The 23643-nt window shown below is 44.4% G+C and carries 25 protein-coding genes; 12 read left to right on the plus strand and 13 right to left on the minus strand.

Going from position 1 to position 23643, the window contains the following annotated elements; all coding sequences use genetic code 11:
• Positions 1–268 precede the first annotated feature (268 nt).
• From rplS to POW22_RS07305, 4 genes are all read right to left on the minus strand, one after another.
• Positions 269–619, minus strand: coding sequence for a 50S ribosomal protein L19 (rplS, locus tag POW22_RS07290; RefSeq protein ID WP_272831975.1), 351 nt, complete (start codon positions 617–619; stop codon positions 269–271).
• Positions 620–731: 112 nt separating this feature from the next.
• Complete coding sequence (gene trmD, locus POW22_RS07295; protein WP_272832583.1) at positions 732–1424, minus strand: tRNA (guanosine(37)-N1)-methyltransferase TrmD; 693 nt, start codon at positions 1422–1424, stop codon at positions 732–734.
• A 3-nt stretch (positions 1425–1427) separates the two neighbouring features.
• Positions 1428–1919 (minus strand): tetratricopeptide repeat protein, encoded by a 492-nt coding sequence (locus POW22_RS07300; protein ID WP_272831976.1) that lies wholly within the window; start codon positions 1917–1919, stop codon positions 1428–1430.
• 39 nt (positions 1920–1958) lie between these two features.
• Positions 1959–2396: a GNAT family N-acetyltransferase gene (locus POW22_RS07305; protein WP_272831977.1), complete on the minus strand. Its 438-nt coding sequence runs from the start codon at positions 2394–2396 to the stop codon at positions 1959–1961.
• Between the two features lie 75 nt (positions 2397–2471).
• On the opposite strand from POW22_RS07305, the gene POW22_RS07310 reads away from it, so the two are divergent.
• Complete coding sequence (locus tag POW22_RS07310; protein ID WP_272831978.1) at positions 2472–3884, plus strand: Gfo/Idh/MocA family protein; 1413 nt, start codon at positions 2472–2474, stop codon at positions 3882–3884.
• Positions 3885–3932: 48 nt separating this feature from the next.
• Here the strand turns inward: POW22_RS07310 and POW22_RS07315 are convergent, their stop codons facing one another.
• Together POW22_RS07315 and POW22_RS07320 are read right to left on the minus strand one after the other, a co-directional pair.
• Positions 3933–5381 (minus strand): glyceraldehyde-3-phosphate dehydrogenase, encoded by a 1449-nt coding sequence (locus POW22_RS07315; protein WP_272831979.1) that lies wholly within the window; start codon positions 5379–5381, stop codon positions 3933–3935.
• Positions 5382–5534: 153 nt separating this feature from the next.
• Complete coding sequence (locus POW22_RS07320) at positions 5535–6929, minus strand: trypsin-like peptidase domain-containing protein (RefSeq protein ID WP_272831980.1); 1395 nt, start codon at positions 6927–6929, stop codon at positions 5535–5537.
• Between the two features lie 132 nt (positions 6930–7061).
• Here POW22_RS07320 and dapF point away from each other — a divergent pair, with 132 nt between their 5' ends.
• The 4 genes from dapF to POW22_RS07340 all read left to right on the plus strand — a co-directional run bounded on the left by dapF (position 7062) and on the right by POW22_RS07340 (position 10303).
• The gene (gene dapF, locus POW22_RS07325) at positions 7062–7841 is read left to right on the plus strand and encodes a diaminopimelate epimerase (RefSeq protein ID WP_272831981.1); all 780 of its coding nucleotides are present in this window, start codon (positions 7062–7064) and stop codon (positions 7839–7841) included.
• Entirely contained in the window at positions 7826–8362 is a 537-nt protein-coding gene (locus POW22_RS07330; RefSeq protein ID WP_272831982.1) for a GNAT family N-acetyltransferase, read from the plus strand. The genes dapF and POW22_RS07330 overlap by 16 nt, the downstream gene beginning before the upstream one ends.
• A complete protein-coding gene (gene mltG, locus POW22_RS07335) occupies positions 8349–9395 on the plus strand; it encodes an endolytic transglycosylase MltG (RefSeq protein WP_272831983.1) in 1047 nt (348 codons plus the stop codon). Before POW22_RS07330 ends, mltG begins: the two co-directional genes overlap by 14 nt.
• Before the next feature lie 248 nt (positions 9396–9643).
• A complete protein-coding gene (locus tag POW22_RS07340; protein ID WP_272831984.1) occupies positions 9644–10303 on the plus strand; it encodes a lysozyme family protein in 660 nt (219 codons plus the stop codon).
• A gap of 19 nt (positions 10304–10322) precedes the next feature.
• Here POW22_RS07340 and POW22_RS07345 read toward each other — a convergent pair whose 3' ends face one another.
• The 4 genes from POW22_RS07345 to dnaA all read right to left on the minus strand — a co-directional run bounded on the left by POW22_RS07345 (position 10323) and on the right by dnaA (position 14367).
• Positions 10323–11039, minus strand: coding sequence for an SAM-dependent methyltransferase (locus POW22_RS07345; RefSeq protein WP_272831985.1), 717 nt, complete (start codon positions 11037–11039; stop codon positions 10323–10325).
• A 2-nt stretch (positions 11040–11041) separates the two neighbouring features.
• On the minus strand, positions 11042–12403 hold the full coding sequence (locus tag POW22_RS07350) for a PQQ-dependent sugar dehydrogenase (protein ID WP_272831986.1): 1362 nt from the start codon (positions 12401–12403) through the stop codon (positions 11042–11044).
• 71 nt (positions 12404–12474) lie between these two features.
• Entirely contained in the window at positions 12475–12933 is a 459-nt protein-coding gene (locus POW22_RS07355) for a low molecular weight protein-tyrosine-phosphatase (RefSeq protein ID WP_272831987.1), read from the minus strand.
• Between the two features lie 6 nt (positions 12934–12939).
• A complete protein-coding gene (gene dnaA, locus POW22_RS07360) occupies positions 12940–14367 on the minus strand; it encodes a chromosomal replication initiator protein DnaA (RefSeq protein WP_272831988.1) in 1428 nt (475 codons plus the stop codon).
• A 212-nt stretch (positions 14368–14579) separates the two neighbouring features.
• Here dnaA and POW22_RS07365 point away from each other — a divergent pair, with 212 nt between their 5' ends.
• Positions 14580–14978, plus strand: coding sequence for an acyl-CoA thioesterase (locus POW22_RS07365; RefSeq protein WP_272831989.1), 399 nt, complete (start codon positions 14580–14582; stop codon positions 14976–14978).
• A gap of 11 nt (positions 14979–14989) precedes the next feature.
• Here POW22_RS07365 and POW22_RS07370 read toward each other — a convergent pair whose 3' ends face one another.
• From POW22_RS07370 to ribD, 3 genes are read right to left on the minus strand one after another with little or no spacing between them, the layout of a single operon-like run.
• Positions 14990–15595, minus strand: coding sequence for an IMPACT family protein (locus tag POW22_RS07370; RefSeq protein WP_272831990.1), 606 nt, complete (start codon positions 15593–15595; stop codon positions 14990–14992).
• Positions 15595–16464: a DMT family transporter gene (locus POW22_RS07375; RefSeq protein WP_272831992.1), complete on the minus strand. Its 870-nt coding sequence runs from the start codon at positions 16462–16464 to the stop codon at positions 15595–15597. The genes POW22_RS07370 and POW22_RS07375 overlap by 1 nt, the downstream gene beginning before the upstream one ends.
• Positions 16461–17543: a bifunctional diaminohydroxyphosphoribosylaminopyrimidine deaminase/5-amino-6-(5-phosphoribosylamino)uracil reductase RibD gene (gene ribD, locus POW22_RS07380; RefSeq protein ID WP_336407708.1), complete on the minus strand. Its 1083-nt coding sequence runs from the start codon at positions 17541–17543 to the stop codon at positions 16461–16463. Before ribD ends, POW22_RS07375 begins: the two co-directional genes overlap by 4 nt.
• Positions 17544–17584: 41 nt before the next feature.
• Here ribD and POW22_RS07385 point away from each other — a divergent pair, with 41 nt between their 5' ends.
• From POW22_RS07385 to dapA, 6 genes are all read left to right on the plus strand, one after another.
• Entirely contained in the window at positions 17585–18070 is a 486-nt protein-coding gene (locus POW22_RS07385) for a GNAT family N-acetyltransferase (RefSeq protein ID WP_272832584.1), read from the plus strand.
• A 1-nt stretch (position 18071) separates the two neighbouring features.
• Positions 18072–18908: a peptide chain release factor N(5)-glutamine methyltransferase gene (prmC, locus tag POW22_RS07390; RefSeq protein ID WP_272831994.1), complete on the plus strand. Its 837-nt coding sequence runs from the start codon at positions 18072–18074 to the stop codon at positions 18906–18908.
• Between the two features lie 2 nt (positions 18909–18910).
• On the plus strand, positions 18911–19492 hold the full coding sequence (locus POW22_RS07395; RefSeq protein WP_336407709.1) for an LOG family protein: 582 nt from the start codon (positions 18911–18913) through the stop codon (positions 19490–19492).
• A gap of 653 nt (positions 19493–20145) precedes the next feature.
• The gene (gene ligA / locus POW22_RS07400; protein WP_272831996.1) at positions 20146–22143 is read left to right on the plus strand and encodes an NAD-dependent DNA ligase LigA; all 1998 of its coding nucleotides are present in this window, start codon (positions 20146–20148) and stop codon (positions 22141–22143) included.
• Between the two features lie 30 nt (positions 22144–22173).
• A complete protein-coding gene (locus tag POW22_RS07405) occupies positions 22174–22662 on the plus strand; it encodes a DUF6913 domain-containing protein (RefSeq protein WP_272831997.1) in 489 nt (162 codons plus the stop codon).
• Between the two features lie 13 nt (positions 22663–22675).
• On the plus strand, positions 22676–23551 hold the full coding sequence (gene dapA, locus POW22_RS07410) for a 4-hydroxy-tetrahydrodipicolinate synthase (RefSeq protein ID WP_272831998.1): 876 nt from the start codon (positions 22676–22678) through the stop codon (positions 23549–23551).
• The last annotated feature ends 92 nt before the right edge of the window (positions 23552–23643 follow it).

Consider the following 23643-nt stretch of genomic DNA (forward strand, 5'->3'; position numbering starts at 1 on the left):
ATGACAAACCCTATTGCTAGGGCTGTGCTTCAAACAAATCTTTCACCGTTATATAAAGAACGTTACTTTACTGGAAATTACTTTTTAGTTTAGTGTTAGCTATCCTGATGTGTAATTTCTTGAATCAAATATAGAGACCCCATTTTAAAATCCAAGAAATTTAGGGTTCTTAATATCAACAGTTTACGAACCGCACTTATTAACTTTTGTTAATAAAGAAGGGCGACCCTTTTGGAGTCGCCCTTGGAATGGATTGGCTGGATTAGCCTTACATTCTTCTTTCCTTGATACGTGCTTTCTTACCTGTAAGCTCACGGAAGTAGTAGATACGCTTTCTACGTACGCTACCTCTGCGATTCACTTCAATCTTCTGAAGTGCAGGCATGTTCACTGGAAAAATTCTTTCTACACCAACAGTTCCAGACATTTTTCTAATGGTAAAGGTCTGAGAAGTCCCTGTACCTTTTAGTTGAATTACAACGCCTTTAAAAAACTGGGTACGTGTTTTTTCACCTTCGCGAATTTCGTAGTATGCAGTGATCGTGTCTCCTGCACTGAATTCTGGGAATTCCTTTCTTGTTACGAACTCGTCTTGTACAAATTTGATTAAAGATTCCATATTGATTATCTAAATCATTAGTTCAGAACAACATTCACGTGTCTCGTCAGAGGTTGGGCCGAAATCGGCTGCAAAAATAAGGATTTTATTTATTGATGCAATTTATTCTGACTTAATTTTCTTCAGAATCAGAAGATAAAAGATCCGGTCTGCGGTCTGCGGTACGCTCGTGCGCCTGCTGTTCACGCCACTGTTCGATCTTTTGGGTATGACCGCTGAGTAAGATCTCAGGCACTTTTAAGCCTTTGTAGTCTGCAGGACGTGTATACACCGGTGGAGCCAATAGATCGTCTTGAAACGAATCTGTCAAGGCGCTGGTCTCATCGTTTAAAACACCAGGTAACAAACGTATAATAGCATCACTGAGAACGGCCGCTCCCAGTTCTCCTCCGCTTAAAACATAATCTCCAATAGAGATCTCCTTAGTGATGAATTGATCACGCACGCGTTGATCCACCCCTTTATAATGCCCACAAAGCATCATGAGGTTCTTTTTTAGGGAAAGCGAATTGGCTATGCCTTGGTTCAGTGTTTCTCCGTCGGGAGTCAAATAAATGATCTCGTCGTAGTCGCGCTCTTGCTTGAGTTTAGAGATACACTTGTCGATAGGTTCTATCATCATGACCATACCTGCGCCTCCTCCAAATTGGTAATCGTCTATTTGACGGTATTTGTTAGTAGCGTAGTCTCTCAAATTGTGAAAATGAACTTCTACCAAGCCTTTTTCTGTGGCTCTCTTTAAGATCGAGGCTTCAAAGGGACTCTTGATGAGTTCTGGTAAAACGGTTATGATATCAATGCGCATCATTTACAGATCGAGCTTCATTTTACAGCGTTCAATAGAATTTTTAGTACGATTCAAAACATCGTTAGAAAGGGTCAACTGCGCCGCCATCTTATAATGATCAATCGCCTTAGTGATCTCTCCTTGCTGCTCATACATGATTCCATACTCATTATATATGGTCGCTTTGGTGATGCCAGGAATATTCATCGCAGTGTCCAAAAGTTCTTTGAGTTCATCAAATTTTCCAAGGGTAGAAAGGCAAACAGCGTAGTTGTAGTAGACGCTGGGATACATGGGACTCTTTTCTAAGGCGAGCTTATATAAGGTTTCACCTTTCTCGTAATCCTTGAATTTGACTTCATATAGATAGCCTAAATGGTTATAGGCCTTGCCAAAATCTGGATCAATGTCAATGATCTTTTCCAGTTTGTTGGAGGCAGCCTCGTACTGGCCATTTTTAATGTCCATATTGGCCTGATCCAGCAACTCTTCCAATCGAGTCAAATGATCCATAGCTTTAGAATTTGGGGTAAAAGTACAACAATCCTCGCATTAAACCTCCCAGTAGTAGTGCAGTGCAGGGTCATGGGTCCAACCGTTTTTCTCATAGAGTTTTTGCGCAGGATTGTCTGCGTCAGTCTCCAAAACCAAGCCTCTGGCGCTATGTTCTTTTGCAAATGATTTGGCTTGTTCCAATAGCGCTGTACCTGCTTGTTTCCCTCGGGCCTCGGGGGTGACAAAGAGATCGTTCAAGATATAGACCCGCTTCATAGCAACAGAGCTAAAACTCGGATACAGCTGGGTAAATCCAACAGCATTGCCGGCTTCATCTTTGGCCAAAAAGATCACGCTGTCTTGTTTTTCAAAGCGCTCATTTAAAAACGTCTGAGCAGCAGTGGTGTCTGATTTTTGCTTGTAAAAGACGCGATAGGCATTGAACAAGGGTGTCAGGGCTTCTAAATGTTCGCGAGTTGCTCTTTGGATCTGCATAGCTTTCAATTTGAATTCCAATTTAGAGAAACCATTTGGAATTTATACCTTTAGTCAAACACTAATTCCAACCCTATGAAACGCCGAAGCTTCATCAAAAAGACCGCTGCTGCATCTGCAGCCTTTACCATAGTACCCAGTTTTGTTTTGGGTAAAACTCATGTGCCTCCTAGTGATACCTTATATCTAGCAGGAATTGGAGTGGGTGGTCGCGGTGGAGGTGTGGTACGCGAACTCGGGGAGACTGGAAAGGTAAAATTTGTGGCTCTTTGTGATGTCGATGATCTTAGAGCAGATGCGAGCTATAAAGCACATCCCAATGCGAAGCGCTATCGGGATTACCGCAAGGTATATGACAATCACTTAAACGAGATCGATGGCTTTATGGTAGGGACACCTGACCATACGCACGCTTGTATTTCCTTGCCTTTTATGCAAGCCAAAAAGCACGCTTATGTGGAGAAGCCTTTGACCCACAATATTCGGGAGGCGCGTATGATGGCTGAGGTAGCCGCGGCTCAAGGAATAGTAACTCAAATGGGTAATCAAGGTGCTTCTGGAGACGGTATACGTTTGGCGCAAGAGATGATTGATGCCGGACTCATTGGTGAGGTTCAAAAAGTCGATTGTTGGACCAATAGGCCCGTATGGCCTCAAGGGTTCAAACGTTTCGCAGAGCCTCAAGCAATTCCCAGTACCTTTGATTGGAACCTTTGGTTAGGGCCTGCAGCCATGCGTCCGTATAATGAAGGTTATCATCCGTTCAAATGGCGCGGGTTCTGGGACTTTGGAACCGGAGCAATGGGCGATATGGGCTGCCACATCATGGAGACTCCTTTCAAAACATTGGATTTAAGATTCCCCTATGAAGCAGAAGCCAGCTGTACCACTGTTTGGATCGATGATTTTGTAGAGGCCGATTACCCTGCGGCTTGCCCGCCCTCTTCCGTAGTGCGTTTGCGTTTTAAGACGGAGAAGCACGGTGATATAGGTTTGAACTGGTACGACGGTGGGATTATGCCAGATCTACCGCCAGAACTCGGTGATGGAGAACTGCCTGGTGATACTGGGGGTGGAAGTATTTTTCACGGGACCGAAGGTATTATGGTCACTGGAACCTATTCGGCCAATCCACGATTGTTGCCTAGTGAGCGCATGAAAGACTTCACGCCTCCACCGCAAACCATCAAACGCGTAACCACAGGGCACGCGGGAGAATGGGTAGAGGCTTGCCTCAATGGAGGAACGACCTCCTCACCATTTTCTTATGGTGGACCTTTGACAGAAGCCGTACTGATGGGGAACCTCGCCATTAAAGCCTTCCAATACAAGCAACTCAAGGACGGAAAGAAAGTTGGAGATTGGGCGCCCTACAACTATCCAGGTCGCAAAACCATCCTCTGGGATGGAGAAGCCATGAAAGTGACCAACTACGACAAGGCCAACGAATGGGTCCGCAGAAACTATCGCGAAGGTTTTGAAATCTAAAAACCCCAACCAAAAGGCCAGGGTTTATAGTTTCAGTGTTAAAGACTACTAGTAATATGTATAGCGTCTTACTTTGGCAATGTACTTAGCCAAACGGATCACCTGATGGCTGTATCCGTATTCGTTGTCGTACCATACATAAATGATGGCGTTATCACCATCTGCATTCACAATGGTGGCGTTGCTGTCATAAATAGATGGAGCAGAAGAACCAACAATATCAGAAGAAACCAATTCGTTGTTCAAAGAATACTTGATCTGTTCTACTAAATTACCCTCTAAGGCAGCCTTTTTCATGATCTTGTTAAGCTTAGCCGCCGTGGTCTTTTTCTCCAAGGTCAAATTCAAGATAGCTAAAGATCCATTCGGCACCGGTACGCGGATTGCGTTAGACGTCAATTTGCCTTCAAATGACGGAAGTGCTTTAGATACGGCACTACCAGCTCCGGTCTCCGTAATAACCATGTTCAGCGCAGCAGCACGACCTCTGCGGTATTTGCTGTGCATATTGTCCACCAAGTTTTGATCGTTGGTGTAGGCGTGAATGGTTTCTAGGTGTCCGTGTTTTACGCCCAAGCTGTCTTCAATTACTTTAAGTACAGGAGTAATTGCGTTAGTGGTACAACTCGCTGCGGAGAAGATATCTACTTGATCCGGATCATTGTCCAAATGGTTTACACCGTGTACAATATTTGGAATTCCTTTCCCGGGAGCGGTCAACAATACTTTTGAAGCGCCTTTGGCAGTCAGGTGACGTTGTAAGGCTTTATCGTCGCGGAAGGCTCCGGTATTGTCCATTACTAACGCATCTTTAATACCATAGGCGGTATAGTCGATTTCTTCCGGGCCGTTTGCAGAGATCATGTGAACGGTAGTTCCGTTGATCACTAAGGCGTTGTTCTTTTCATCGATCTGCACAGTTCCTGGGAAGTCTCCGTGTACAGAGTCGTACTGCAAGAGTGAAGCGCGCTTTTCCAAAACGCTTTTGTCTACGGCACCACGAGTAACAATGGCGCGCAGTCGCAATTGAGATCCATCTCCTGTGCGGCTCATCAAAATTCTGGCTAGCAATCTACCAATGCGTCCAAAACCATAAAGTACAACGTCTTTCGGCTCAATGCTGTTACCATTTTTAGCGTCTTTGAGTTTGTTGTGTACAAAGGCAGGAGCATTTCTATTGGCACCATCTTCCATATGGTACTCATAGGTAAGCTTCCCGATGTCTAATTTGGCCGCTGGCAAATTCATATTCTTAATGGCCTGAGCGATCTCAACAGAATCAAAAATAGAGATTGGCTTGCCAACAAAGGCTCCGGCGTATTCATGTAAACGCAAGATCTCACTTACGCTTTGATCAATTAGCGGGTTGCGGAATAGAACTAGTTCAATGTTCTTGTCGTACCAAAGATCACTGACGATCTTAATGAATTCAACGGTGGCCTTACGGCGATCAGTTTGGAAGGACAGCTCCTTTTCGTAGGTGGCTTCGAAACTCATAAAAGCAGGTTTAAAATTTTGGGCAAAAGTACCCATTTCAAACGTTTTAGTAACACTTTTATGAAATAATTTTTAAGGCGGAATTTGTCCGTCGCAAAACATAAAAAAACCCCTCTGCAAATTGCAAGAGGGGTTTAACTGTGTAAACTAATCTTAGCGCACAATAAATTTATTTACCTCGCCATCACGATCGATCATCGTAAGGCTAAATGGCTCGCTGGAATCTCTTGCTTCAATGATGCGACGCACGTCTTCTATATTTTCAACGCGCTCGTCGTTGATCTTAGTGATGATCACGTCGTCCCAATTGAATTTCCCCATATCTCGTGTGAGCACACGGTTCACAGATACTCCATAACTGGCATTGAATTCTCTGAGCTTCTTTTTGGTGATGTTCTTCACCTCGATCCCCAGATCATCGATCTGATAGGTTTCTAATTTGATCAACGTTACAGGTACTGTTTCTGTATCTCCGTCACGAATGATGGTCACATCTACAATATCATTGGGGCGTTTAGAGCCCACATAACCTACAAGGTCAGTGAATTTATTGATGCTGATCCCATCGATCTCTTTAATGATATCACCTTCTTCGATTCCTCCTAGATCGGCACCAGATCCTGTCTCAACCGTGCTTACATAAACACCCTCAGTTTCAGAAACGTCGGGTAGACGTTTAGCAGCATCGGCTACATTAACACCGCGGATCCCTAGAATACCGCGTTGTACAAAACCAAATTCTAAAATATCTTCTATGACTTTCTTGGTATTGTTTGAAGGTACCGCAAAAGAGTATCCTACATAAGATCCCGTTTGAGAGGTGATCGCCGTGTTGATCCCAATCAACTCACCACGAACGTTTACCAAAGCGCCACCACTATTACCGCGATTCACCGCAGCATCGGTTTGAATAAAACTTTGAGTACTGGAGCCGAACTGGTTCAAGTCACGCGATTTAGCACTTACAATTCCGGCCGTAACCGTTGAGGTCAAATTAAAAGGGTTACCAACAGCCAAGACCCATTCTCCAACTTTTACATCGTTAGAATCTCCAAAAGCTAGGTAGGGGAGGCTTTCCTCGGCATTGACCTTAATGAGGGCAATGTCTGTGCTCGGGTCTGTACCCACGAGTTCCGCTGGATATACTTGATTGTTATTTAAGGTCACTTCCAGTTCTGAGGCGTTCTCAATTACGTGGTTGTTGGTTACAATATATCCATCCGCAGAAATGATCACACCGCTTCCGGTTCCAACCATTTCTCGGCCACCACCACCTCCGTAAAAGAACTCCATGATATTTGTTGGGCCTTTACTTATGGTTGTATTTTTTACGTGCACCACAGCGTTCACAGAAATTTCTGCTGCATTGGTGAAATCAAAATTCAGTCCTGAATTCTCTAGCGTATTAAAGCCAGTGTTAACCACAGGGATCTCCTGCTGGCTTTGGGTAATGACTACAGGGGTTTCGTCTTCCAATAATTTGTATCCGCCCAACGTTACCATACCGGCAAGTAGAGCGACGGCAAATAGGGTTAGGTTTTTCTTCATCTTCTTTCTTTTTTAATCTTTGGATTATCAACTTAAATTTAGTCGAAATATTGACCAAAACTTAACGGTTTAACGCCTTTTAACACTAGTTAACGCAACCTTAGAACTTCCGATTTTCTATCTTTGTGCTCCATGGTTATAAACTTTGTCAAATATCAAGGCACCGGTAATGATTTTGTCCTTATCGACCATAGACAACCCTTCTTCAACAAAGAAGATGCCGAACTCATTGCGCAGTTGTGCAACCGACGTTTTGGCATAGGGGCTGACGGTTTGATCCTCTTAGAAGAGCATCCTGAGGCTGATTTTGAAATGGTTTATTTCAATGCTGATGGAAACCCGAGCAGTATGTGTGGAAATGGCGGTCGATGTACCGTGCATTATGCGCATAGTTTGGGTATGATAGGAGCTCAAACGCGCTTTATGGCTGTAGATGGTATTCACAAGGCCACGATTGAAGATGGGTGGGTAGCCTTGCAAATGGGCGATGTTGATACCATTACTGATAAAGACGGAGCTTATTTTTTGGATACCGGATCTCCCCATCACATTCAACTCTGTAAGGCAGTTCAGCAAGTGAACGTACAACAAGACGGGGCGGATATTCGTTACAATACCTATGGAACAGCGGGCGCGAATGTCAATTTTGTTGAGCCCGTATCTGCAGATCACTTTAAAGTGAGAACCTATGAGCGCGGTGTGGAGGCAGAGACCTATTCTTGTGGAACAGGAGTGACGGCTGTGGCTTTAGCGATGTTCCATGCAGGAAAAACAAGCGCCAATACCGTAAAGATCTCAACACCAGGAGGGGAATTGCAAATTTCCTTCACAGAGCAGGAAGGCCGTTACAGCGATGTAATTTTGGCAGGACCAGCAACTCCAGTATATCAAGGACAGTGGACGTCAAATTAAACAGTGATACCGTACGACTGAGAGCTTTGGAGCCTCAGGACCTCGACTTTTTGTTCGAGGTGGAGAACAATACCGCCATTTGGGAGGTTTCTAATACTTTGGTGCCTTATTCGCGTTTTGTGCTAAAACAATACTTGGAACAGGCTCATTTGGATATTTATACTGCCAAGCAGTTGCGTTTGGTCATTTGTACGCCTTCAGATACTAAGGCATTAGGATTTGTAGATCTTTTTGATTTTGATCCGAAGAACAAACGAGTGGGTGTGGGTATTTTGGTTTACGAGCCGGACAATCGCCGTCAAGGATATGCGCGAGAGGCCTTAAAGCTATTACTGCCTTATTGTTTTGACCATTTGGGGCTGCATCAGGTTTTTGCTAATATTGGTGCGCAGAATCTGGCGAGCGTTCAATTGTTTGAGTCCCTAGGATTCAATAAAAGCGGTGTTAAGCGCGATTGGCATTGGACCACAGCGGGTTATGCCGATGAATTAATCTATCAAAAGATCAATGAGCAATCTTAAAAAAGTCATTCTTTGGGTGCTGATCCTTGGAGTTGTTGCGGGTGGAATTTTCACCTATGTTGTGTATCAAACCATTTTTGCCGACAATACGGCTTTCAATAATGATCAGGCACACATTTATATTGAAAGCACCGCTGGATTTAACGACGTCAAGGAAGAATTGCGTCCGTTACTCAAAGATCTCGATGCTTTTGAAACGGTGGCCGAAAAGAAGTCGTACGTCGGGAACATAAAGGCGGGTCACTACGTGATCACCAAAGGGATGAGTAATAATGATATCATTAACACCCTTCGCGTTAATAATGTTCCGGTGACTATCCGCTTTAATAATCAAGAACGCTTAGAGGATCTTGCCGGTCGTTTGGCTGCGCAAGTAGAAATTGATAGTCTCACACTTTTAGAAGCCATGCGGGATCCGCGGTTTTTGGCAGAGAAAGGATTCAATCAGGCCAATGCTTTGAGCATGTACCTGCCTAACAGTTATCAGGTCTATTGGAATACGAGTCCAGAAGGATTGCGAGAAAAGATGTGGAAGGAATACGAGAACTTCTGGAATCAAGAGCGCAAGGCAAAAGCAGCGCAAATGGGCTTTACACCCTTGCAGATCTCCGCGCTTGCAGCAATCGTTCAAAAGGAGACCGCCAAAGCAGACGAACGCCCGAGAGTGGCCGGGGTCTATGTGAATCGTCTAAAAGTGGGTATGCCGTTACAGGCAGATCCTACTGTTATCTATGCTAAAAAGCTCTTAGATAACGACTTTCAACAACAGATCAAGCGGGTGCTCTACCGTGATCTGAAATTAGACTCTAAGTTCAATACCTATAAGTACGGTGGAATTCCTCCTGGTCCCATAAGCATGCCAGATATCTCCTCAATTGACGCCGTGCTCAACTATGAAAAACACAACTACTATTACTTTGTGGTCAATGTAGAGAACTTTGGGTATCATAAGTTCGCAGAGTCCATTGAACAGCACAATCGCAACCGCGCAGCCTATGTACGCTGGATTAACGAGCAAGGCATCAATCGTTAATTTTTATCATTTTCGCATACTTTCTTACCTAAAACTGACGTGTTGATAAGCGGTTAGCAAGTTTTTTGCAGCCTTCGTACTACGCAAACGTTTTCGCTATACTTTTAATAAAACCAAGTATATCAGCGAGTTAGGGGTTTTTCCTGTGTTTAAGACAAGCTTAACAGAAAAAATTTGCAGGTTCTGTTATATGTTGTAATTTTGCCCGCTGAAAATGTAAAGCATCGGCTTTGCAAATTCCAAACAATATGATACGTAGTTTAATACGAATTGTAGTACTTCCAATGGTGATCCTAATCATCACGGTTGGATTCAAAGTTCGCGAGGATGCTACGATAGATCATGCAGATCTTTCAGCATATAAGGTAACAGAGAACAACGTTTGTTTCAATGTTCCTACCCTTGAAGAACAACGCTCTTTTGATTATGACATGTTTTCTCCGTTTTTGGGTTACTCCTATCTAGGATTCCGTGAGGCCTTGGCTTTTAAGGAATCACAAGGCAGATACACGGTAGTGAACCAGTTCGGGTATATGGGTAAATATCAATTTGGTAAAGCGACTTTGCGTATGATCGGGGTTTATGATGCCAGTGATTATTTACAGCGTCCTGAAGTTCAGGAAGAGGCTTTTGCAGCATACGCTTCACGTAATAAGTGGGTATTGCGAAGAGATATTCGCAGATATGTTGGCCGGACCATTAATGGAGTAAAAGTGACGGAATCCGGAATTCTTGCTGCAGCGCATTTGGCAGGGCCGGGGAACGTAAAGAAATATTTGAGAAGCGGAGGCGCAGTTGGTTTCAACGATGCTTTCGGAACCTCAATAAGATATTATATGCGCAAGTTTGCTGGCTACGATACTTCCGGAGTCATTGCAGACAAGACCGCGAAAGTGGAACGCATATAACGAAGTTAAGTTTAGTTGGTTAGTTATTTTGAATGATGAATAAGGTGGGTCTTTTATGTAGGTCCACCTTATTTTTTTTCCATTGATCCACCGTAAGGGTTTTAATGTACTCTGTGGGTAGCGTGATATCAGTTGCCACACAAAGACGCGTATCTCCGAGAAGTGTGCTTAATAAAGCATCCATCAATTGTCCATTTCTATATGGAGTTTCAATAAAGAGTTGCGCCTGGTCATTTGCCTTAGAATCGCGTTCTAATTGTTTGATCTCCTTTCTGCGCTCGCGTTTATCTATCGGAAGATAACCGTGAAAAGCAAACTTTTGGCCATTCATACCACTAGCCATCATGGCCAGTAGGATAGAGGAGGGTCCCACAAGTGGAACTACCTGAATGTCCATTTCATGTGCTAAGGCCACCACTGCAGCGCCAGGGTCGGCTATGCCGGGACAGCCTGCATCAGAAATAATACCCACATCAAATCCTTCTAAACAAGGATCGATAAAACTCCTAATCTCACCAGGATCGGTGAATTTGTTTAGCTGCTGTAGATGAAGATCTGGCTGAGATTTACTCGGAGCAATACGTTGAATGGAGCGTCTGGCGCTCTTTTCGTGTTCTACAACATAGTGGTTGATCTGCTCAACAGCTTTGCGAACAGTCAGCGGGAGGACTTCCAAAGGATTGGATTCCCCCAAGGTAGTCGGTATTAGGTAAAGCTTTCCCTTGGGGGTGTCCATTGTTATAATACTATTTTAAGTGTTTGCACTCCGCCATTGGTGTCAGTGATCTGCGCAATGTAGAGTCCGTTAGCGTAAGTGGATTTAGATACGCTCAGCTCCTGAGTGTCGAGGTTGTTAAGATCCAGAACCTTAGCTCCGTTGATCTGGAACAACTGCAGCGATTGTAAGCTGTTGTTTGCTGATTTGAATACTAATTGTTCCGTGTTCTGGTCGACAAACCAATTGAAAGCATTTGCAGCTTCTTGCTCTTCTACATTGAGTAAAAGATCCACCACGCGGTAGATTCCGCCTCCTAAAGAAACGGCGTATAATTCGTTGTTGATGTCTTCACCAAAGCTCGCCCAAGGCTGACTGGTGTCCAATGCCCATTCCAAGTTGTTGCTGGCGTCTACTGTTCCGATCTCACCCGTACAGATATCAGCAAAGAAATACAAGCCGTCTAGAGAAGGATAGTCGTCTCCGCGATATACGTAGCCACCGGTAATGGAGCAACGTCCGCCGGAGTGGGTGTATTCCGCTACAGGAAATTCATAGTTGTCTGCAGTAGCGCAACCAGAAGTGTTAAACGGAGCGTTACCTTCATAACAGCGCCATCCGTAGTTGATCGGGGCAGCTGTGGAGGCTACCTTGTTGATCTCCTCACGACTTCCTTGTCCAACATCAGCGATCCATAGTTCACCGGTATCTGCATCAAAGCTAAAGCGCCATGGGTTTCTAAGCCCTGGAGCCCAGATCTCGTCCAAAGCAGAACTATCTCCTACATAAGGATTGTCTGCGGGGATATAAGGTGCAGCAGCATCAACATCTAAACGCAATAGTTTTCCAAGCAGTGTACCAAGGTTTTGAGAGCGGTTTCCTGGATCTCCAGCGCTTCCTCCATCGCCAGAAGCTATGTAGAGCATCCCATCAGGTCCAAACTGCAAGCAACCACCGTTGTGATTGGTGAACGGTTGCGAAAAACTAAGCATCTGTAATTCAGAGCCAGCGTCTGCTACATTGGGATCACTGCTCACGCTAAAGCGGGAGATCTGTGTATCGTTAGAGGTGTTGGTGTAGTATACATAGAAAAAGCCATTGGTTGCGTAATCTGGGTGGAAAGCCAGGCCTAAAAGACCGCGTTCTCCTCCAGAGTTTACAATGGGATCAATGTCTAAAAAAGGAGTTGAGTTGATGGTTCCGTCGGGATTTAAAATACGGATCGCTCCGCCTTGTTCCACGACAAAAAGGCGCTCGTCTCCGGCGTTCTGTAAATCAACTGGACTGTCAAATCCACTTGCAAACAACTCAACATCAATGTCTTGTGCGAGGCTAGCGCTTCCAAAAAGCAAAGCAGCCGCACAGAAAAGGGTAGATAATTTCATAGCGTAGGTTTTTTAGATTTCGTTAAAATTAGGGAAAATTATTCAGCAGTTCAAAACCAGAGGAACATCCACTAGATTCGCTCCTTAATAATATCGCAGGCTTGATCTAACATATCATAGACATTGGCAAAGCCATCAGTGCCTCCGTAATAAGGGTCGGGGACGTCTACATTTTCTCCGGGAAAGATAGCATCGAGGATCAAAGATACCTTCTGTTTGTCTTGATCATTTCGCGCCAAACGAATCACATCGCGGTAGTTGGAATTATCCATGACAAAAATATGATCAAACCGATCAAAATCGTTCACGCCGAATTGTCTTCCGCGTTGCCCACTAATATCCAAACCATGCTCTTTTGCAATGGCTATGCTGCGAGGGTCTGGTGCTTCACCTGTGTGCCAACCACCGGTACCGGCAGAATCCACTTCAAATTTTTTACGGCCAAAAAGTTTAGAGCGCATAATTCCCTCTGCCAAAGGACTCCGACAGATATTTCCCAAACAGACCATAAGAATTCTGGTCTTTTCCATAAGATATTAGAGGGTAAGCTTTTTATTTAAGTCTTCCACGTATTTGCGGAATTGCTTGTCTGTAGCAGAAAGGTTGTCAACAGTTTTACAGGCGTGTAAAACGGTGGCGTGATCGCGTTTTCCGATCTGAGACCCAATACTGGCCAAACTCGCTTTGGTGAATTTCTTCGCAAAGAACATAGCCAATTGCCTAGCTTGAACAATATGACGCTTACGTGTTTTAGACTGTAAGGTGTCTACGTCCATTTGGAAGTAATCACTCACTACCTTTTGGATATAGTCAATAGAAACTTCGCGCTTGGTGTGCTTCACATAATTGTCCACGATCTTCTTGGCTAGATCAATAGTGATCTCACGCTTGTTGAAAGAAGAGTGAGCGATCAAGGAAATGATAGCGCCTTCCAGTTCACGGATGTTGGTCTTAATGTTGTTGGCTAAGAACTCAACGATCTCTTCCGGCATATCTACACCGTCTCTAAAGAGTTTGTTTTTGATAATCGCGATGCGGGTATCAAAATTCGGGTGTTGTAGTTCTGCAGATAGTCCCCACTTAAAACGAGATAACAAGCGCTGCTCTATATCAATCATATCAACAGGAGCCTTGTCTGAAGTCAAGATCACCTGCTTACCGTTTTGGTGTAAGTGATTGAAAATGTGGAAGAAAACATCCTGTGTTCCTGCTTTTCCAGAAAGCAATTGGATATCATCTACAATAAGTACATCAATGATCTGATAGAAATGAATGAAATCATTTCTGTTATTCTTTTTAACCGACTCGATGTATTGCTGAGTGAATTTCTCTGCAGAAATGTAGAGGACGGTCTTTTCTGGATATTTGTCTTTGATCTCCACTCCAATGGCGTGTACCAAATGAGTCTTTCCAAGGCCAACGCCTCCAAAGATCAGAAGTGGGTTGAAGGAAGTTCCTCCTGGTTTGTTGGCTACAGCCATACCCGCGGAGCGCGCTAAGCGGTTGGAATCTCCTTCTAAGAAATTTTCAAAATTGTAACTCGGATTGAGTTGCGATTCGATCTTTACATTGCGAATCCCAGGAATTACGAACGGATTCTTAAGTTCTGGGCTTTTGTTCTTTATAGGAACGTCCACCTCTTGACTTTTAAGGTTCGTGCGCTGTGTACTCGGGATCTTTTCTGTAAAAGGTTGTTTGTTGCCGTATGTATTCTCCATTTTGATCACATAGACCAATTTGGCTTCGGCACCCAACTCTTTGGTTAAGGCAACTTTTAAGAGCTTTACATAATGCTCCTCTAACCACTCGTAAAAAAACTTACTCGGAACCTGAATGCTCAAGGCATTATCGGTGAGCTTAACTGCTTGAATCGGTTCAAACCAAGTTTTGTAGGCTTGAGTTGTAATATTGTCCTTTATAAAAGACAGACAATGGTTCCAAACAGATTCCGCGGTTCTGCTCATAATGTATTAAAAAAGTGTTGTTTTTGAGTTGTTAGTTGCTGTAGAAAAAAATAGGGGATAGTGACTTCCCTAACAATTCCTTAACCCTGCAAATATGTGAACAAAAAAATGAAAAAAAAAATGGAAGCAGTATTGTATTTTAAGTTTTTTTTTGTGATACTTCCATAAAGGGAAAGATACAACTTTTACTTCACTTATTTAAATCCTAAACTTTGCTGCCGCACACTTTTGAATTTCGGGTGAGATATGGAGAAACTGACCAGATGGGAGTGGTCTATCACGGCGCGTATCCCGCGTATTTCGAGATGGGACGCACGGAATGGCTCAGAAATCTAGGTGTCACTTATCGGTGGATGGAAGAACACGATGTCATGTTGCCAGTAGTTGATTTGTCCATCAGATACAAGCAACCCGCTCGCTATGACGATAGACTTGTGTTAACCACTGAGTTACGGGAAAACCCCAGCTACAAAATCACCTTTGATTACACCTTGAAAAATACTTCTGAAGAGGTTCTCGCAACGGCGTCCACGACCTTGGTTTTTAAATCAGCAGTTAACAATAAATTAATACGAGTTCCTGATTATATCACCGAGCGTTTGAAGGCGTAATCCTACTAACGCTAATTTGTAGGAATAAACTGCGCCGGATAGAGCTTTTTGACCGCATTTTCTACACGACTTATTCGAGAAGAACGAACCTGTAAATGGAGACTGACATCTTGAGCGCTTTCCTGGCTGATAATGGTTATACCTTCTTCATCAATTAACCTCATAATTCTGCCCAACAGATTATAGGGTGTTTTGATCACAAACGGTGTTTCTATATAGCGCGTTTCGATCTCGCTGGCTTCCAATGCTAGTTTAGCTCCAGTTCTATAGGCGTTGATCAGTCCGCCAATACCCAGTTTAGTGCCGCCAAAGTAACGCACTACCACTACCAGAACATCCGTAAGCTCAAAAGCTTGTATCTGCCCGTAAATTGGAGCGCCGGCACTGTTCGCAGGTTCACCGTCATCATTGGCTCTGTACTGTGGTTGCGATACCCCTAGCTGATAGGCGTAACACCAATGGCGTGCAGTATGATGCTCTTTTTTTAAGGTTTCAATATGTTCTGCCACTTCTTCCACAGCGCTTAAGGGAAAGGCATAACCTAAGAATTTGCTCCCGCGATCTTTGAAGATCTGCGGGCTGCTTGGCGCTTTTATGGTTTTATACTGATCTTCCATTAGGTGAAATAGGCAATGATGGCAATACTGACAAGGGCAAGTGCTATTCCTACCCAGTTACTGGTACTCAAGCGTTCTTTGAACAAGAGAATACCTGTCAAAGTGGCTAAGATAACAATAGCTATATTGTTCATAGTAAATACTGTAGCGCTGTCTAAATACGAAATCCGCAGAGCCTGAACCAAAAAGTAGATGCTGAAATAATTAGGAATACCCAAGGCGATCCCTGCGATTATGTTTCTCGGAGCAATGCTTAGTTGGGATTGCATTCGTTTGTAGAACAGTAGCAGTATACCGCTTATCGCAGCTGCCGCAAAGATGGTTGCAGAGAATTGACTGACCTCTGTTGGACCCACGCGGTCTTCTTCCAAAAATTTAATGCTGGTATCAATAACTCCACTGCCTAAGAATACCAATAAGGGTAGAGCGAGGTCCTTTAAGGCCAAAGAAGTCTGCGCTCCCGATTTTTTGGAACTGAGGTACAGGGCCACAAGTGCTAAACCAATTCCAATCAGCTTGGGAAATGTAGCTACTTCCTTATAATAAAGAAACCCGAAGAGTATAGGAATGGCAACGCTCATTTTAGTAGCTACGGATACTACCGAGAGTCCTAAGCGCTGAGCCGTCAAGGCCATTAAATTAAAAATAGCAATAAACAGTATCCCTAAACACAGTGCTGGCATAAACCAGCTTTTGGTCCAAGGGGCATCTTCTAGGTTAAGCACTCCATAAGCGATATAGCCACAACTCGCTGCAACGATATAGTTGACAACGATGGCTTGAAAAGTATTTACCTTTAAGCGTCCAAAGGCCTTGAATAAGGTTAGGATAATGGTAGAAGAGACTATGGATAATATGAGGTTGATCAAAGCTGCGCGGGATTCAAATAAGTATGCAATTGGTCTTGGTCGATTTTTTCAACTGCTGTTGGCTCCAATTTGAGCTCAGGAGCTGCAATGCCATCCCCTAAGTTCACTGCGCCGGTGAATACACGGGCCTCGTCCCAAATTCCTGATTGTATGAATCGATTCAGCGTATCTGCTCCGCCTTCTATCAACACTGATTGCAACCCATGATCGTAGAGTATGGCGAGCAAGTGATCTATTTCAAAGCTCAGTTCTTGCACCTTTATACAGGACACGTTTGGGAATTCTTTGGAGTTGTCCTTTGTCGTAATTACAAGGGTCTGAGTGCTACCGTCTAAGAGTTTTAAAGTCGGATCGAGTTTTCCCTTCGGATCCAAAACAACCCGCACCGGAGACTTGCCGGGCCAGTCTCTTGTGGTTAAAGAGGGGTTGTCTGCCAATGCTGTGTTCACCCCGATAAGGATCGCAGATTCTTCGCTGCGCCAACGGTGTGTTCTTTGTCGGCTTAACGTATTGCTTATCCATACAGGAGCTTGCGTGTTCTTTGATTTTGGTGCTAAAAATCCATCCGAGCTTTGCGCCCACTTTAAAAGGACATACGACCGCTTTTTTGAATGAAAGGTAAAAAAGCGCCGGTTGAGAAATTGCGCCTCTTTTTCTAATACACCAGAAATCACTTCAACGCCTGCTGCTTTGAGTTTCGCGATACCTCGACCTGCAACTTGCGGGTTAGGGTCGGTACTTCCAATAACCACACGCGCTACTTTGTGTTTGATCAATAAATCAGAGCAAGGAGGAGTTCTTCCGTGATGCGAGCAAGGTTCCAAGGAAACATAAGCTGTGGCTTCTTGGAGCAAGTTTTTATCCTTGACACTGGCAACTGCATTAACCTCGGCATGAGGTTCTCCAGCACGTTGGTGCCATCCTTCACCGATGATGGCGTTTTTGTACACAATCACACAGCCTACCATGGGATTTGGATCTGTAGTGCCTTGACCCAGTTTGGCCAATTCAAGACAACGCCTCATAAAGGGGAGATGCTCCTGTTGATTGTGGCTTGAATTTGCTGCGGATGAACTCACAAAGATTGTGTAATTTAGCTTCAAAAATACGACAATTCATCATGTCTTCTTTCACCATCAGACCCATACTTCCCAAAGACGATATTCAGATCGCAGAAGTGATCAAAAAAGTGCTTGTAGAACACGGTGTGCCTAAGGTAGGTACCGCTTACGAGGATGAAGCGCTGAATTGTATGCACAAAACCTATCAAGTTCCAAGAGCGCAGTATTTTGTAGTGGATACGCCTCAGGGAATTATCGGTGGAGCAGGGGTGGCCCAGTTGGCCAATTTTGACGGCAATATCTGTGAGCTGCAGAAGATGTATTTTTTGCCAGAGGCTCGCGGTCGCGGAATCGGATCGGCCATGATGGAGCGATGCCTGGAGACGGCCAAGAACTTCCGTTTTGATCAGTGTTATCTCGAGACTATGCCCAATATGCATGCTGCTCAAAAACTTTATAAGAATACTGGTTTTCATTATATCGACTGTGCCATGGGCAATACGGGGCACTACAGCTGTCCGGTACATATGCTAATCGACCTTTAGTTTGAACTACAAACAACTTCATCAGCATTGGCAAGAAAGTCTGGAGCCAATCTATGGCTTAGAAGAGGTTACTGCTTTGTTGGATCTGGCATTACATCATTGCAGTGAAATAGAGCCCGCACGGTTTAGAATCGAACCTCAGATCCCATCGGCTTTACTTAAAGAATTAACTGCTATTGAAAAGCGGTTGGCGCAGCAAGAGCCTATTCAATATATATTAGGACAAGTACACTTTTACCAATTGGAGTTAAACGTTGGCCCCGGCGTATTGATTCCCAGACCAGAAACAGAGGAATTGGTGGCCTGGATCTTAGAGGATCACCCCAATAAAGAAGCCACGGTCATTGATTTTTGCAGCGGTTCAGGAGCTATAGCCTTGGCGTTAAAGGCCAATAGGAACCCATGGAAGGTGACGGGATTGGAGTGGTCTGAGGCCGCTTTGCAGATAGCACGTCAAAACAAGAAAGCACTCGGCTTGGATGTTGAATTTATTCACGCTGATCTTTTTGCTGCCGATGCGGTGGAGGGAACGTTTGATATTATGGTCAGTAATCCTCCCTATGTGCGCGAATCTGAACGCCAGCTGATGAATCCCAATGTTTTGGAGCACGAACCCGATATGGCCTTGTTTGTTGCGGATGACGACCCTTATGTGTTTTATACCCGTATCGCAGCTTTGGCGCAGCTTCATTTAAAACCTCAGGGGACGCTTTATCTGGAAATCAATGAGTATCTTAGTGAGGAACTCACGCAGCAATTAGAAGCCATGGGCTTTGCGGTGGAACTGCGGCAAGACCTTTACCTCAAAGACCGGATGCTCAAATGTCAAAAGAAATAAGCTTGGATAGAATTGCAGTTTTCTGCGGAAGCAGCAGCGGAAACGATATGGCCATAACCGATGCCGCTCAGAAGTTGGGGCAACTCTTAGTAGCCCAGCAGATAGAGCTGGTCTATGGTGCCGCCAAGATCGGAGTCATGGGAGAGATTGCCAAGGCTGTTTTGGATGCCGGTGGATACGTAACCGGCGTTATCCCTGAGTTCCTGAAACGCAAAGAAGTGGTTCATCTGGGGCTTTCAGAATTGATAACTACAAAGAATATGCACCAGCGCAAACTCATCATGAGTGAACGCAGTGATGGTTTTATAGCGCTTCCCGGAGGCTTTGGAACCCTAGAAGAACTCTTTGAGATCATCACTTGGTCGCAATTAGGGCTGCATCAAAAACCCGTGGGTCTTCTCAATATAAATGGCTTCTATGATCCTTTGATCAATCTTCTGGAAGGGATGGTTCGCAAGGGTTTTCTCAAAATGGAGAATTTTGAGATCCTCTTGGTTGCCACGGAGCCCGAACAGCTTTTGGACAAAATGCGCAGTTTTGTGCCTAAAAATGTGCCAAAGTGGTTGACTCAAGATCGAACCTAATCGATAAAGTGTTAATTTTCATCGATTAAATACAAAGTGCTACTTTTTTTGTATTTTTATACTTAATTCAATTACCGTCCGAATACATTTGAATCGTAAACAAATCACAGGGGTGTGATTTTAAGTTTCGCATTTAAAGACTTTAGGTCTTTATAAATATTGTTTGGTTGTGGGACGGCCACAATCTCCGAGAGATGTTGATGCGCGTTAAGGATTAGGAATTTTAAAGCAATTCATATTTTGGAGTCAACGGTTGTGGCTGGTCTCACTTTTTTTATACCGACATTTTAGAAACACTACATACGATCTTTATATAGCCATCAATTCACAAATATTAATGCCGAGTTCAGCTTTTATTGGTTGGATGAACTCAGAGCAGGAGACATGGAGTAGAGTGTATTTGTGAACTTGACCTTGAAAGGGCCTTTTTAAGCAGTAGTCTTCTTTCCGTATTCAGCCTAGCGGCGATCCCCGCGGTCTAGAAGTTATCACCATGATTTTTGCGTTAGTTATCTTTGGAACTACTCTTTTAAAGGCCCTTTCTATTTTCTTTTTTTACCGTTGATAAATACTGCAAAACTCCCAGAATTTTGCCCTGGTTTCACTAAGTGAAAACCCCAGAGCTTTATTATTTTTGGAGAAAGTGAAACTCCATGGAAATTCAGCAGCAGATCCACGCCTTACGGGAAGAACTCAGACAACACAACTACAACTATTATGTGTTGGATGCTCCCGTGATTTCTGATTTCGAGTTTGACACTAAATTGAAGCAGCTTCAAGAACTAGAAGCGGCGCATCCCGAGTTTTATGATCCGAATTCTCCGAGCTTGCGCGTTGGAGGGCAAGTCACCAAGAACTTCAACACTTTGGTGCACGAACACCGCATGTATTCCTTAGACAATTCCTATTCAAAAGAGGATCTATTGGATTGGGAAAAGCGCATCAAGAAAGCGGTGGACGGCCCAGTAGAATACACCTGTGAATTAAAGTATGACGGCGCTTCCATGAGCCTTACCTATCAAGACGGGCAATTGGAAAAGGCCGTGACTCGCGGAGACGGTGTTCAAGGAGATGAGGTCACCACCAATATTAGAACCATTAAGTCAGTTCCTTTGCAACTCAAAGGAGATTTCCCAGCTCGATTCGATATTCGCGGGGAGATCGTTTTGCCCTTTGAAGGCTTTGAGGCCATGAACGCTGCACGAATTGCTGCAGGTGAGGAACCTTATCGCAATCCACGCAACACGGCAAGTGGGAGTTTAAAGTTACAAGACAGTGCAGAGGTTGCCAAACGTCCATTGGAATGTTTACTCTACAGCGTGGTAGGCGATAATTTAGGCCTTACCACGCAATTTGAAAGTTTAGAAAAAGCCGCCTCTTGGGGATTCAAAGTACCCAAGCACGCCGTATTGGCCAAAAGCATTGATGAGGTTTTAGAATTCATCAATCATTGGGATGTGGCTCGTCATGAGCTTCCTTATGAAACTGATGGTGTTGTAATTAAAGTCAACAACCTACGGCAACAAGAAGAACTTGGATTTACAGCCAAGGCTCCACGATGGGCCATGGCTTATAAATTTCAGGCAGAACAAGCCTCTGCCGTATTACACACCATAACCTATCAAGTAGGGCGTACCGGAGCTATAACGCCCGTGGCAAATTTAGAACCTGTTTCTCTGGCCGGGACCATTGTAAAGAGAGCCTCTCTGCACAACGCAGATCAAATTGCGAAGTTGGATATCCGTGAAGGAGATACTGTTTATGTTGAAAAAGGGGGAGAGATCATACCGAAGATCGTTGGGGTGGATCTGAGTCAGCGCCCTGGAGATTCTCAGCCTACAAAATACATCACCCATTGTCCCGAATGTCAAACGGAATTGGTGCGCGCGGCCGATGAGGCCTTACACTATTGCCCGAATGAGACCGGTTGCTTCCCGCAGATCGTGGGGAAAATACAGCATTATATCTCCAGAAAGGCCATGGATATTGAAGGGCTAGGTGGAGAGACCGTGGCGCTTTTAGTCAAAGAAGGTTTGATCACCAACTACGCTGATCTTTATGATTTGCGTGTGGATCAGCTTTTACCTTTAGAGCGTATGGCGCAAAAGAGCGCAGAAAATTTGGTTGATGGAGTAGCCAAGAGCCGAGAGATTCCTTTTGAGCGCGTCTTGTTTGCTTTAGGAATCCGATACGTTGGCGAGACCGTTGCTAAAAAACTAGCGCGCCATTATAAATCCATTGAAGCCCTTGAGCAAGCCTCAGAAGATGATTTGATAGGTGTGGATGAGATCGGTTCTGCGATAGCGCAAAGCGTGGTGCAGTGGTTTTCAGAAGAGAAACATCAGCAACTCATAATCCGATTAAAAGCAGCTGGAGTGCAATTACAACTCTCAGAAGAGGTTTTGGCTAATCAGACCGATACCTTGAAAGGCGATGTTGTTGTGGTAAGTGGTGTTTTTAGTCGTGTTTCACGTACCGAGCTCAAAAAGCTCATTGAAGATAACGGCGGAAAGGTTTCTAGTTCTATCTCGTCCAAGACCACTTATGTGGTGGCGGGTGATAAGATGGGGCCAAGCAAACGCACCAAAGCAGAGTCTTTGGGCGTAGCCCTAATTACGGAAGACGAATTTTTAGCCAAACTGGGGCAATAAGCCATGATCGGTGCGTTAAAACATAAAAGTGTGCTCAAGCAGTTGCGTAAAAGCATTGCCAGCCAAGAGCGCGAATTGCCGACAACGGCGGTGAGTTCGCTAATGGTGCTCTGTCAAGAAGGTTCGCCTGAGCTAAAATCCGCAGTGATGAAGCTGGCTGACAAGCTTGGTATAGATCAGGAGGCAGTTTACTATCGCGAGTTTGTGACCGGACTTAAACCTGACCAGTTGCAGTCTGACCAATGGTGTAAAAAGCACTTTGGTTGGCAAGGGAAATTGCAACATGAAGATGCAGCGACCTTTGCGCAAAAGGACTTTGATTTGATCATCGGTTATTATTGGGAGCCCAATGCGCTTTTGGATAATCTGATTGCAAGTAAACCTCATGCGTTCCGGGTGGGGCCTTTGGGAGGCCATGAAGAACTCTTTGACCTAACCATAGCAACTCCAAAAGGAGACTGGGCTGCTTTTGAATTTGAATTGATAAAATATCTTACCTTATTGAAACTTTGCCGTTAAGGCCCTTAGAATTATGCAAGAATTAATTGGAACCGGAGTGGCGCTGATCACTCCTTTTGACGCTCATGGAAATCCAGACCTCGAAGCCCTCACGGCTTTGGTGGATTTCAATATTGAAAATGGAGTGGATTATTTAGTGGTGCTCGGTACTACTGCGGAATCTGCAACACTAACGGCCGAGGAGAAAGCAGCAGTAAAGGCCTGCATTACCAAAGCAAATAATAAACGCGTTCCAGAAGTGCTCGGAATAGGGGGGAACAACACGGCGGCAGTGGTTGAAGAACTCAAAACTACAGACCTGAGTGATTACGCGGCAGTGCTATCGGTATCGCCATACTACAATAAGCCTACGCAAGAAGGGATCTACCGTCATTTTGAGGCTGTGGCAAATGCCACTGATAAGCCGATCATCCTTTACAATGTTCCGGGAAGGACCTCTTCTAATATGGCTCCTGAGACTGTGGCTCGATTGGCTGCAGATTTTGACAATGTGGTTGCGATCAAAGAAGCTGCGGGTGATATTGTTCAAGCCATGGAACTTTTAAGGCTGGTTCCAGAAGACTTTTTGGTGATCTCTGGAGACGATATGATCACTTTGCCAATGGTTCTTGCCGGAGGCGCTGGAGTGATCTCTGTGATTGGGGAAGGAATGCCTGCGGAGTTTTCTGCCATGGTACGATTGGCCAGAGCAGGTCAGAACGAGCAAGCCAGAGCCCTGCAATATCAACTTATGCCCGTAATTGATATGATCTTTGAGGAGGGCAATCCGGCTGGGATCAAGGCCTTGTTAGCGCATCGAGGAATTTGTAGTGCAAATGTCCGTTTACCATTGGTAGAAGCAAGCGCTGGACTCAAAATGCGTATAGCCGATTTTTTAAAGGAATTTTAAGCCCGAGTTAAACTTTTCACAATCCGCATGGCACAAGGGCTGGAGTGTTTTAGCTTCGTGCAGAGAAGTGTTTTGTAATCTCGAAGAATTAA

Source organism: Gilvibacter sediminis (genome assembly GCF_028561565.1).
Classification (GTDB): Bacteria; Bacteroidota; Bacteroidia; order Flavobacteriales; family Flavobacteriaceae; genus Gilvibacter; species Gilvibacter sediminis.